6 protein-coding genes are annotated in these 12930 nt (G+C 57.1%); all 6 read left to right on the top strand.

From position 1 onward, the window contains the following. The first annotated feature begins 171 nt into the window (after positions 1–171). The 6 genes from OZX72_RS07460 (at position 172) to OZX72_RS07435 (ending at position 12894) form a co-directional block, all read left to right on the top strand. Complete coding sequence (locus OZX72_RS07460; RefSeq protein ID WP_277159408.1) at positions 172–1407, top strand: MFS transporter; 1236 nt, start codon at positions 172–174, stop codon at positions 1405–1407. A 205-nt stretch (positions 1408–1612) separates the two neighbouring features. Next, the gene (locus OZX72_RS07455; protein WP_277158077.1) at positions 1613–2065 is read left to right on the top strand and encodes a hypothetical protein; all 453 of its coding nucleotides are present in this window, start codon (positions 1613–1615) and stop codon (positions 2063–2065) included. A 40-nt stretch (positions 2066–2105) separates the two neighbouring features. Beyond that, a complete protein-coding gene (locus OZX72_RS07450) occupies positions 2106–2795 on the top strand; it encodes a PIN domain-containing protein (protein ID WP_277158076.1) in 690 nt (229 codons plus the stop codon). 263 nt (positions 2796–3058) lie between these two features. Further along, positions 3059–3349: a helix-turn-helix transcriptional regulator gene (locus OZX72_RS07445; protein ID WP_277158074.1), complete on the top strand. Its 291-nt coding sequence runs from the start codon at positions 3059–3061 to the stop codon at positions 3347–3349. A gap of 69 nt (positions 3350–3418) precedes the next feature. Further along, positions 3419–4636: a type II toxin-antitoxin system HipA family toxin gene (locus OZX72_RS07440; protein WP_277158072.1), complete on the top strand. Its 1218-nt coding sequence runs from the start codon at positions 3419–3421 to the stop codon at positions 4634–4636. A 716-nt stretch (positions 4637–5352) separates the two neighbouring features. Further along, complete coding sequence (locus OZX72_RS07435; protein ID WP_277158071.1) at positions 5353–12894, top strand: leucine-rich repeat domain-containing protein; 7542 nt, start codon at positions 5353–5355, stop codon at positions 12892–12894. The last annotated feature ends 36 nt before the right edge of the window (positions 12895–12930 follow it).

The following is a 12930-nucleotide window of genomic DNA, read 5'->3' as shown; positions in this document are numbered from 1 at the left end:
TGCCGCTACCTTCGTCATCCCGCTTTTTGTGGAAAGGATTGATGGGCTGTGAATAATACAGGTCGTAGTGTGCCGAGCCAGCGTCACCGGTCGCCGTACGGGCGGCTTTTCGCCATTCCCGGTGCCAAGGCGTTCTGTATTTCCGGGGCGGTCGCGCGTCTTCCGATCTCGATGATGAGCCTTGGCATCGTCCTCGCGTTGAACCATATGTACAACAATTGGACGGTCGCCGGCACGATGAGCGCCGTCTATATTCTGGCCGTCGCCGCCGTCACGCCTCTATACGCTAGGCTTTTCGACCGCTTCGGCCAGCACAAGGTCGGCTGGGTCGCTCTGGGGCTTTCCGTGGTCTTTATGCTCGTCTTCGCGCTGGCCGCCTGGGCTCGCGTCCCCATTGCCGTCTTGTTTGTTCTCGCAATTTTGATGGGCTTGACGCAGTTCTCATTCGGGGCCTTGGTGCGTACCCGCTGGGCCTACGCGCTGCGAGACCCGAAAGACGCCGATCTGCTCGACACGGCCTATGCGCTCGAAGCCGGCATCGATGAGATGGTCTTCATTCTGGGGCCGATTCTCGCCGCGTTTTTGGCGACTTCGGTGAGTCCCGTTTCCCAGCTTTTCGTGCCGACCATTGCTTGCGCCGTCGGGGGAGCGGTCTTTTTCTCACTCAAAGACACCCAGCCTCCCGTCATCGAGACGGTTTCCGTCGTCGCCGCCTCGCCGACAGATGAGGATGTGAAGGCTGCTTCCGAAAACCTTGGCGGCACCGCCGGCTACCGGCTTGACGAGGATGGTGTGAGCCTTCAGCAGCTGCATACCCACGCGGCCAAGCCCAAGAGCGTGCTGCTATACGCCGGTATCATTCCGTTGCTGGTCGTTTTTGTAGTCTTCAACATGAGCTTCAACGAATTCGACGTCTCCGTCACCGCGATGATGAAGGCCATCGGCCGCGAGCAGTTCCTCGGTCTGCAGCTGGCGATGTTTGCCGTCGGCTCCTGCATCGGCGCCTTCATTTTCGGCTCCAAGAAACCGAAAGGTTCCAACTGGCAGCACATGGTGTTTTTCCTCACTGTGCTGACCATCGGTTATGTGTTCTGCCGTTTGGCGATGGACAACCTGATTCTGCTCGGAATCGCTTCCGTGCTTTCCGGCCTGTTCGTCTCGCCGCTGTTCGCCACCGGCAACCTCATCGTCAAGGACATCGTCCCGCCGAGTTCGCTCACTGAGGGGCTTTCGTGGGTCACCACCGCCGGCTCAGTCGGTACCTCGTTCGGTTCGTCCCTTGCCGGCATGGTGCTTGACGTCTCCAGCCCTCACGTTGGTCTGCTCCTGCCCATCGCTACGACGTTCGCTGCCGTTCCCCTGGCTATCTTGGGCTGGTTCCTGGCCCGTCGCAAGCAGTCCGCGTGAGTTGGAATTGCTGTTCCGGGGACGGGTGTACGTCCAGTTGCAACCGGCGATAAAGTCAGTGTGCTCAGTGAATTGAGTGTCAGTTCCAGGCATTCGTCTCTGGTTTGGGACAAACGAAAACGCCGAAAAATATTTGCACTTTTTTCTTTATTACGCTACAGTATTTTTTGTAGTCACCGATACCTGATTACAAATAGAAAGTGGTATGGCGATGGAAATTCTAACGCAAAAGGACAAGACCAATGTTTTCGTCGGTACCAAAGAGGTGCGTCAGGCGGCACGGGAGACTTTGGAATCAATCGGCGATGTGCGTTCTTCTCTGGCGCTGATGAAAGGTGAAACTCGAATCGATTTGCCGGACAATCTTTCACGGTTGTTAGTCAGCCTTTTTAGCGCGCTCGGTGAAGGCAGTGTCATCTCTATTGAGACGACTCCGGAAGAGGTGTCAGCCAGTACTGCTGCGGAGATGCTAGGTATCTCGCGCCCCACGTTTTTGAAGAGGGCCAAGGAGCAGCATATTGATTCCTGCCCGTCTCCGTCCGGCAAGCAACAGCGTTTCAGGACCAGTGACGTCCTTCAAATGCGCAAGGTACAGCGGCAAGCGAAGATCGAAGCATTCAACGCTTTGCGCGACGAGTTGGATCAGATGAACGTCTGATACAAAAGTAATATTCGTCACATTTGGTAATCTTGACTATATGCAAAAGGTCTTCGTGGATGCGAACGTGCTTGAAAGCAAAACGCTTCGGGATTGGTTGTATGCTTTTTACGCGGCTGGAGATGGCTTGTTCGAGCTGTATAGCAGTGAAGATGTGGTAGTTGAAGCGGCTCATGCTGTACGCAAACAGTGCAAGACCATGTCCGGCGCGGTCATGCTTCATGTCATCGAAATGATGAAAGAGTGCGTAGAGCTTGTCGAAGATTATGATTGCGAGCACCCTACGCCGCCGTATCTGGGCGCTGATGAGGATGACAGGCATGTTCATGCAGCAGCGGTAGCCAGTGGATGTGAATACCTGCTTACTGATGACGACGATATGTACCCAGACCAAGAAATTCGAGATGGTCTCCCGTATTGTGTCATTGGCTCTGACGATTTCTTCTGCATGGCGGCTGAATCGTCGCCAATGATTTTTGGCGAGGCGACGCAGGGCCAGATAAATTATTGGCAGCATCGCAGTGATGAGCCTGACAAGTTGTCAAAAAAGCTGCGTGAAGCCAAATGCCCGAAGTTCGCCTATCTTGTGGAACGAGTGATTATGCGTTTGGCAGGTTTGTCGCCGGCAGAAATTGACCGCGCCAAACCTTTGGGCGAAGAGTATTCGTTGACGGCTCGTAGTCATTCGCTTTCCGACCTTCAGCGTTTGCCTGACGACATCATTGGATAGCTGTGAGTGAACGATAAATGTCGTCTCTTCCCGTTGCTGTTTTGCCACTGCTTCTTGTTTGTCATGCCTTGGCCAATCTCGGCTGATTTTTAGTTCCTAGTAAGCGCTTTTAGTAAGTGGGCATATATCGACGAGGTAGGGCAATTACTCCCAAAGTCTGACTCTCAACTGTTTTGTCGTCAGTTGATGGCAAATAACCACTGATATTTCATGTTATACTTAAGTTAAGCATTGAAATTTCAGTTCTTAAAGGTTTAGATATCATGAAATATGTGCCGGTTACTGCGAGGCGAGACTTAAGGACGCTGGGCAGGCAGTTCGCGACCCAGCGCAAGCTGCTGAAGTTGCGGGTCGCCGATGTGGCTCAGCGCGCCGGAGTCAGCCAGAGCACGGTTGCGAATCTCGAGCACGGCAAGGCCGTTGGTTCCGATGCGCTGCTGTCCATCGCCCGAATCCTCCAGCTGGCCGATTACATGGTGCAGTCAGCAGATCCGTACTCGCACACCCTGGGCATTGTCCGATCAACTGAGAATCTGCCCAAGCGCGTGCGCTGAGGGGTGGTGGCCTAGTCTTGGGCGTTTCGGTACGATTGGTGTGATGTTTGATGAAGGAAGTGGTTGCGTATGAGTGAGCGGCAGGTTGAAGTTCGCACAGGACTTGGCGACGGCCAGGAACTTGTGGCCGGCACATTGTATTTCCAGGGGAACACGTCCACTTTTCTGTATGCCGACGAGTACATACGCGATCCCAGGGCGTTCGAGCTCACGCCGTTCCTGCAATTCGCGACACGGTCGTTTTCGTTCGATAAGCTCGGACAGTTTTCTGATGCCGCTCCCGATCGTTGGGGTAGAAGGATTATCGACCGTAACCGCAAAGGCCGTAATCTTCCCGAATCGGAATATCTCCTCGGCGTGAACGATGTCACAAGGCAGGGCGCTCTGAGGTTTTTCAGTGACGGTAAGCCGCTGGCAGGTAACGAGGGTGTTCCCGTCCAGGCCAATTTGCCGGATTTGCTGGACACGGCAGACGCGGTGCAGAACAACCAGGACGTTGATGACGCCTCGTTGCGGCGTCTTTACCAAGCCACGGGTTCATTGGGTGGCGCGCGGCCCAAAGCGTCGGTGTCTGACCGTAACGCCTTATGGATGGCCAAGTTCCCCAAGCCTGACGGCGAGAATTGGGATGTCATTGGTTGGGAGGCGGTGACGCTCGAGATTGCCGAAATGGCGGGGATTGATGTGCCCGAGCATCAGGTTGTCAAAATTAAGGACGCTGCCCGGAGGCAACGGACGGTGCTGCTGACGAAACGTTTCGATCGTGCCGGTGAAGGCACGCCTGAGCACTTGGTGCGAATTCCTTACATTTCGGCGTTGACTGCCTTGCAAGCCGTGGATGGAGAGGGCGGCGACTGGGAGGACTTGGTGGCAACCGCGCGGGCCGTCGGGGCCGATACCCATGAATTGTGGCGACGGGCGTTATTCGGCGCGGCCATCGGCAACCGAGACGACCATCTGCGTAACCATGGTTTCCTGCGTGTGGGCAACGGATGGCAATTGTCTCCGGCTTTCGATCTGAACCCTGAGCCTTACTATGACGAGGATGACAATATCCATGAACTCTCGCTGTTCGAAGAACCGCATGTGGACATCGCGGCGTTGGTGACTGACAAAGCGTTGGGTTTGTTCGGCATCAGTCATCCGGAGGCCAAAAGCTACGAGTCGTCGTTGCGTTCGGCGCTCAAACAGGCCATCGGGCGGGCGCGAATTCGGGGCCTTGACCATGCTTCCATCAAAGCGATGGAAACACGGTTTGCTTGGGCGTTGGAGCAGCTGGAGGATTAAGAGGCCGCCAAAGAGAAGCTACGAAACGCGGATTGAGAAGGCGGCTTTGGTATGTTTTGCCGCCTTCGGCAGTTAGTGCAAATTTTGCACTAACTGGAATTCTGTCCGCACGCCTCCGTAGATACGGGGCTGGGTTGTTGCTTATAACCCAGGGTATCGGACATGCAATCGGCAGGTATCTCCCAAAACAGGTTTTGCAACTCAACGTTTTTGGGTGTTCGGCGTGTCTAATTATTTTGTCAGGGAATTTTTTGGAAAAAATTTTTGGAATTTTCTTAAAACGTTATACATAGATGAGTTGGCGGAAGACAGTCGGGTGGTGGTGGCAGTGAATGGGCGAATACAGTGCGGTTGGCTGAAGTGTTGCAATGCAAAGCGTTTGGTGTGAAATAGACGATCTGAGAAACGGTGTTGCCGCTGTTCTGCAATTTAATGATAATTGTCTGAATATAAAAAACCGAAAAGTCGTATTAAACGTTTGAAAGAGAAGATTATGTTTCATTAATTAGGCAGAAATGCGGTGCTCGTGTCGTGGTCGTGTTACAGTTTTGCGTGTCTGAAGTGTAGTTCCGCGCCGGGGTGGTTTGCGGTGCGGGTGTTTCCATTGATACAGGGAGAAGAAGGATGATGTCTCGTTTCACTAAGTGGTTGCGCGGTTTGCGTGACTTTGCCTCCCATCGCGGGGGGGGGGTGCGTTTAGGGCTCTAGTTTGCCTTGTGGCGGGTGTGGCGATGGTGCTGCCCGGCACGGCGACGGCGGTCGAGCCCGAAGGCGGCGAGGCCTCCGAGCAAACGCAATCACAATCCTCTTCTGCACAGCAGGGTCAGGCAGTGTCGCCTGGCGAATCCCAGCAGAGGCAGAAGTCGTCCGAATCTTCAAAATCAACCAAGCGTGGCAAGTCCGGCCTCCAGCCGCGTGGCGGCGGTATCAGCCCGCGTAGCAGTTGCTATGTCAACGTAAGCACGATTGCCCAGTGTTTCCCGGATACGTATCTGGCGGCCAAAGTAGCCTCTGCGGAACATGTAAACGTGAACTCGACCTTCACGCAGGCAATGGTTAACGGAACCACAAGCTTGAGCGCGGGCTGGTCGAGTATCGCAAGCCTTGAAGGCATACAGAATCTCGCCAATCTGACGACTCTGGACTTGGCTCACAATCAGGTAACTGATTTGTCGCCGTTGGCTGGTCTGACCCACTTGACTTACTTAAACTTAGGTAATAATCAGGTGACTAGTTTATCGCCGTTGGCTGGTCTGACCCACTTGACGTCCCTGACGCTCAATGGCAACAATATTTCGAGTCTCAATGGCATGCAGTATCTCACTCATCTGACGGACGTGAACTTGGATACTAATCCGTTTACCGATGTGTCGCCGTTGAGCGGCCTGACATCGCTGAGAAACCTGGAAATGGCCAACGTCCCGGTGTCCGATTTGTCGCCGTTGGCTGGTTTGACCGGCCTGACCAGCGCGGGACTGTACTACGATCGCATCACTGATTTGTCGCCGTTGGCAGGTTGGACCAACCTGCAAACTTTGAATCTACAGAATGTAGCTGGCTTGGCAAATCGTAACAGTATTGTTGATTTGTCGCCGTTGCGCGGTTTGACGTCGCTGGCGTACCTGCGACTGACCGGCAACAAGATTACCGATTTCTCGCCGCTGAACAGCCTGCATCTGAGTCAACTCGAAGCTTCGGGACAGGTAGTGACCGAGACAGCATATGACGACGGCTCGCATGTGACGATGTCGACAGCGAAGAATATTGATGGGACGCTCATTGCCGCGTCGAATATCAGCCCGTCGGGTGGTTCGTATGATTCCGCTTCTCATGTGGTGAGCTGGCCTTCCGGCACCGCCAATCCCAAGTTCGATTTCGCGGGCTCGCTTCCCGGCGGAGTGACCGGCAGCGCCCCCGCAGGTACGGTGACGGGTGATCCGGTGTCGCATGTCACCGGTCATCCGACGGTGCGTTTCGATTCGCAGGGCGGCGGCAGCATACCGGACCAGGAGGTGCCGTGGGGCGGTACGGCGCATGCTCCGGCGAACCCGACGAAAGCGGGATGTACTTTCGGTGCTTGGCATACAGGTAGCGCAACAGGTCCGGTGTACGGCTTTGACGTCGTTTACACCACGGCTTCTACGGTGACGTTGTACGCCTCCTGGGTTCCGGCCTATCATGATGTCACGTTCGATCTGAACGGCGGCACGTGGGACGGCACGCCGCAGGGTGCGGTATCCACTGCGTATGATGCGACGGTTCCCGAACCGACGAACCTGTCGCACCTTAAGGCCCCGGCGCACAAGCAGCGCAGTGGCTGGCAGTATCGCAAGACGAGCAGCAGCGACGACTGGGCGACGTTCACGTTCGGCGGCACGCACATGCCCGACTGGCCGATCACGGTGCGCCCGGTGTGGGAGGGAATCCCCCACCAGCTGACGTATGACAAGAACGGCGGCTCGTGGTCTGACATGCCCGCTTCGCCCGTGCGGGTTGGCGAGGATGATACGGTGTCCCAGCCGAGTTTGACCGATTTCGCGCCTCCGTCGAACAAGCACCAGGACACGTTGACGAGCGGCTGGGAGTATCGCAAGACGGACAGTACGGAGAATTGGGCCGAGTTCAAGTTCGGTGTGACCCATGTGCCGGCTTATGACATTACGGTGCGTCCGAAGTGGGTGACCGACCAATATAACGTGTCCTACCAAAAGGGCGAGGCGACTTCGTGGGATAGTAAGCCCACGGCCGAGGACCATGACTATGGTTCGACATTGGCTTCTGCTCCGCCTATCACAGATTTGGTGGCTCCTGCGAACAAGCATCATGCTGCTTGGGAGTATTCGAAGGACAACGGTGCTACTTGGGGCCCGTTCGTGTTTGGCGGTCCGGGTTCCGGTACTGCAATTCCGGCTCACGACATCATCATTCGGCCGACGTTCGCGTGGGATCAATATGGTGTCTCCTACGAGCTTGGCGATGCGACCTCTTGGGCGGGTATACCTAGTGACGTTAATCATGATTACGGTTCGACGTTGACCGAGCCTGGTACTTCTGATTTGATGGCTCCTGCGAATAAGCATCATGACGCTTGGGAGTATTCGAAGGATGATGGTGCCACTTGGAATCCGTTCGAGTTTGGCTCCACTGGTACGCATATGCCTGCGCATGCGATTATTATTCGTCCGACATTCACCATGGATACGTATAGCGTTTCCTATCAGCTTGGTGAGGCGACGTCGTGGGCCGGCAAGCCCGGTGCTGCTGACCACGCTTACAATTCCACGCTGAGCGAGCCCAGTATCTCTGGCCTGAACGCCCCGACCAACAAGCATCATGATGCCTGGCAATATTCACAGGACAATGGTGCTACTTGGAACCCGTTCGAGTTTGGTTCCACTGGCACGCATATGCCTGCGCATGCAATCGTCATTCGTCCGACGTTCGCGTGGGATCAGTACAGCGTCTCTTATGAGAATGGCGATGCGACGTCGTGGATTGGCAAGCCTGCGGCCGTGAATCATGATTATGGCTCGACTCTTAGCGAGCCTAGTACGTCCGGTCTGAATGCGCCTGCGAACAAGCACCACGATGCTTGGCAGTATTCGAAGGACAATGGGGCGACATGGGATTCGTTCGAGTTCGGGCCCACTGGTACTCATATGCCGGCGCACGCGATTGTCATTCGTCCGACGTTTGCTTGGAATCAGTACAGCGTTTCTTACCAGCTTGGCGAGGCGACTTCTTGGGCGGGCATGCTCGGCCCTGTGGATCATGACTATGGCTCCACGCTCTCCGAGCCGAGCACGTCCGATTTAGTGGCGCCTGCCAATAAGCACCACGATGCCTGGCAGTATTCGAAGGATAATGGTGCCACATGGGATCCGTTTGAGTTTGGTTCCACTGGTACTCATATCCCGGCTCATGGCATCATCATTCGTCCGACGTTCGCGTGGGATCAATATGGCGTGACCTACCAGCTTGGTGAGGCGACCTCCTGGGCCGGCAAGCCCAATGCTGTGAACCATGATTACGGCTCCACGCTGAGCGAGCCTGCTACTACTGATTTGACGGCTCCGTCCAACAAGCACCATGCTGCGTGGCAGTATTCTCAGGATGGCGGTGCCACATGGAATCCGTTCGAGTATGGGTCTACGGGCACTCATATGCCGGCGCATGCGATTGTCATTCGTCCGACGTTTGCTTGGGATCAGTACAGTGTGTCTTACCAGCTTGGTGAGGCGACGTCGTGGGCTGGTAAGCCTGGCGCCGTAGATCATGATTACGGTTCCACGCTGACCGAGCCGAATATTTCGGATTTGATTGCGCCTATGAACAAGCACCATAATGCTTGGGAATATTCGAAGGACAGCGGTGCCACATGGGACCCGTTCGAGTTCGGCCCCACGGGTACGCATATCCCAGCGCATGCCATCATTATTCGACCGACGTTCTCGTCCGATCAGTATAGTGTGTCCTATCAGCTTGGTGAGGCGACGTCGTGGACTGGCAAGCCGAGTGCTGCTGACCACGCCTACAATTCGACGCTTACCGAGCCCGGCACGTCCGGCCTGAACGCTCCGGCGCATAAGCATCATGACGCTTGGGAGTATTCGCAGGACAACGGCGTGACGTGGAACCCGTTTGAGTATGGTTCCACCGGCACGCATGTTCCCGCCCACAGCATCATCATCCGTCCTACGTTTGCTTGGGACCAGTACGGCGTCTCTTACCAGAATGGTGAGGCGACGTCGTGGACCGGCAAGCCCGGTGCCGTGGATCATGACTATGGTTCGACGTTGGCCACCGAGCCTAGTACGTCTGGTCTGAATGCGCCCGCGCACAAGCATCATGCTGCGTGGCAGTATTCAAAGGACAACGGCGCAACGTGGAGCGCATTCAAGTATGGTGCCCCCGGTACGGGCACTGCGATTCCTGCTCATGACATCATTATTCGTCCGACGTTTGCTTGGGATCAGTACAGCGTCTCCTATGAGCTTGGTGAGGCGGCTTCTTGGGCCGGCATGCCTGGTTCTGTCAACCATGATTATGGTTCGACGCTGGCCTCTGAGCCTGGCACCTCCGATTTGACCGCGCCTGCGAACAAGCATCATGCTGCTTGGGAGTATTCGAAGGACAACGGCGCAACGTGGAGCGCATTCAAGTATGGTGCCCCGGGTACGGGTACCGCGATTCCTGCTCATGACATCATTATTCGGCCGACCTTCGCGTGGGATACGTACAACGTTTCCTACCAGAACGGAGAAGCGACTTCATGGACGGACAAGCCCGCGGCTGATCGTCACGACTACGGTTCGACGCTGGCTACCGAGCCTGTCACGTCCGGTCTGACCGCTCCTGCGAACAAGCATCATGCCGCCTGGGAGTTCTCCCAAGATAACGGCGTGACGTGGAACTCGTTCACGTATGGTGCTCCCGGTACTGGTACTGCGATTCCGGCTCATGACATCATCATCCGTCCGACCTTCGCTTGGGATCAGTACAGCGTCTCCTACCGGCTTGGTGAGGCGACGTCGTGGGCCGGCAAGCCCGGCGCTGTGGACCATGATTACGGTTCGACACTGGCTACCGCTCCGCTTACGTCCGATTTGACCGCTCCGGCGAACAAGCATCATGCCGCTTGGGAGTATTCGAAGGATAACGGCTCTACGTGGAGCCCGTTCACCTACGGAGGTCCCGGTACTGGTACCACGGTTCCCGCTCATGACATCATTATTCGTCCTACGTTCGCTTGGGACCAGTACAGCGTGTCTTATCAGCTTGGTGAGGCCACTTCTTGGGCGGGCATGCTAGGCCCTGTGGACCATGATTTTGGTTCCACGCTGACTGAGCCGAGTGTTTCGGATCTGACGGCTCCTGCGCACAAGCATCACGATGCCTGGCAGTATTCGCAGGACAACGGCGCAACGTGGAACACGTTTGAGTTCGGCTCCACGGGCACACATATGCCGGCGCATGACGTCATCATTCGTCCGACGTTTGCCTGGGATCAGTACAGTGTCTCTTACCAGAATGGTGAGGCGACCTCGTGGACCGGCAGGCCCGGTGCCACGAACCATGATTATGGTTCGACGCTGGCCACCGCTCCAGTTACGTCCGGTCTGACGGCGCCTGCGCATAAGCATCATGTTGCCTGGCAGTATTCGCAGGATAACGGCGCAACGTGGAACGGGTTTACGTATGGTGCCCCTGGTACGGGTACTGCGATTCCTGCGCATGCGATCATCATTCGTCCGACCTTCGCTTGGGACACATACAGTGTCTCCTACCAGCTTGGTGAGGCGACGTCGTGGACGGGCATGCTCGGCCCGGTGGACCATGATTACGGTTCGACGCTGACCACCGCTCCAAACACGTCCGGTCTGACGGCTCCTGCCAACAAGCACCATGCTGCGTGGGAGTATTCGCAGGACAACGGCGCAACGTGGAGTGCGTTCAAGTATGGTGCCCCTGGTACGGGTACTGCGATTCCGGCGCATGCGATCATCATCCGTCCGACGTTTGCTTGGGATCAGTACGGTGTCTCTTACCAGAATGGTGAGGCGACCTCGTGGACTGGCAGGCCCGGTGCCACGAACCATGATTATGGTTCGACGCTGGCCACGGCTCCCATCACGTCTGGTCTGACGGCGCCTGCGCATAAGCATCATGCCGCCTGGGAGTTCTCGCAGGACAACGGCGTGACGTGGAGTGCATTCACGTACGGCGGCCCTGGTACGGGTACCGCGATCCCGGCTCACGCCATCATCGTTCGTCCTACGTTCGCCTGGGACCAGTATCGTGTGGGCTACGCTGCCGGTGACGGGGCTAGCTGGGCCTCCATGCCAGGCACTGATTTGCACGACTATGGCTCAACCATTGCCACGGCTCCGGGTACGGTCGACCTGACCAATCCGGCGCACAAGCACCAGGAAGGCTGGGAGTTCAAGGCTGCGTCCGGTGGGTGGCAGAACTTCGCGTATGGCTCGACCACGATTCCGGCTTCGGACATCACGATTCGCCCGAAGTGGGTTATCGATCAGTTCAACGTGACCTTCGACGCTGACGGCGGCACATGGCCGACCATGCCGGGCGTCTCCGCTCACAACTACGGCTCAACCATCGCGACCGCGCCGGCTGGCGGGTTCTCGAAGGCAGGCTTCCTGCCCCGTGGCTGGCAGTATTCCATCAACGGCACGGACTGGAGCGCGTTCACGTTCGCGGACGGGGATGGCACCGCCACCACGATTCCCGCGCACGACATCACGATTCGTCCGGTTTGGAAGACGCAACTGACCATCACGTTCAACGTGGAAGGCGGTGACCCGATCGCGCCGCGCATATTGGCCGACGGCGATCCGATCGGCGAGCTGCCCACCCCGGTGCGTAGCGGCTACCGCTTCGACGGTTGGTTCGTGGAGAGCATGCTGCGCAGCCTGGTGCCTTACGACCCGACCGCGATCGTGACCGGCAACATGACCGTGATGGCCAAGTGGACGAAGCTGCAGGTCACTGAGCCGCCGAGCCAAGGCTGGCTCGAGACCCCGGAGGGCCACCACTGGCTTGATACGCCCGAAGGCCAGCACTGGCTCGAGAGCTCCAAGGGTCATGCGTGGGTCTCCACCCCCAAGGGCCATGCTTGGTTACAGACGCCCGAGGGCCAGCACTGGCTGTCGTCGCAAGATGGCCATGCCTGGGTCTCGTCTCCTGAGGGTCATGCTTGGCTGCAGACGCCGCAGGGCCATCAGTGGCTCCAGACTCCGCAGGGTCACGCCTGGTTGCAGACGTCTGAGGGCTCCGCGTGGCTCGGCACCGATGGTGGTCATGCTTGGCTGCAGACGCCGCAGGGCCATCAGTGGCTGCAGACTCCTGAGGGCCATGCTTGGTTGCAGACGCCCGAGGGTTCCGCATGGCTTGGCACGAATGGTGGTCATGCCTGGCTTGCGACGGCCGAGGGTCAGCACTGGCTTTCGACTCCTGCCGGGGCTGCTTGGCTGGCGACTTCCAACGGCCATGCTTGGCTGGCTACACCTGCTGGCTGGGCTTGGCTGAAGACACCGGCCGGCCAGGCCTGGCTGAAGACACTGGCCGGGCAGGCATGGCTTGCCACGCCCGAGGGTCAAAAGTGGCTCGCGTCCCAGTCGAAGCCGAAGTCTGTGGCGGCCACGGGTTCCGACACCGCGGTGCCGATGGGCCTGATGGTGTCCGCCCTGGTCATGGCGCTCGGCCTGCAGATGGTGCGCAGGCGCCGCCGTGACTAGGTGATTAAATACTGGCCGCGTCTCACACACCCAACC

Origin of the sequence: Bifidobacterium sp. ESL0769 (genome assembly GCF_029395495.1) — a bacterium.
Lineage (GTDB): Bacteria > Actinomycetota > Actinomycetes > Actinomycetales > Bifidobacteriaceae > Bifidobacterium.
This window is presented reverse-complemented; position numbering and strand designations above follow the sequence as displayed.

Excerpts from the sequence above, each read along its gene's own strand:
- OZX72_RS07460 (WP_277159408.1), top strand. The coding sequence starts at position 172 with ATGATGAGCCTTGGCATCGTCCTCGCGTTGAACCATATGTACAACAAT.
- OZX72_RS07455 (WP_277158077.1), top strand. The coding sequence starts at position 1,613 with ATGGCGATGGAAATTCTAACGCAAAAGGACAAGACCAATGTTTTCGTC.
- OZX72_RS07450 (WP_277158076.1), top strand. The coding sequence starts at position 2,106 with ATGCAAAAGGTCTTCGTGGATGCGAACGTGCTTGAAAGCAAAACGCTT.
- OZX72_RS07445 (WP_277158074.1), top strand. The coding sequence starts at position 3,059 with ATGAAATATGTGCCGGTTACTGCGAGGCGAGACTTAAGGACGCTGGGC.
- OZX72_RS07440 (WP_277158072.1), top strand. The coding sequence starts at position 3,419 with ATGAGTGAGCGGCAGGTTGAAGTTCGCACAGGACTTGGCGACGGCCAG.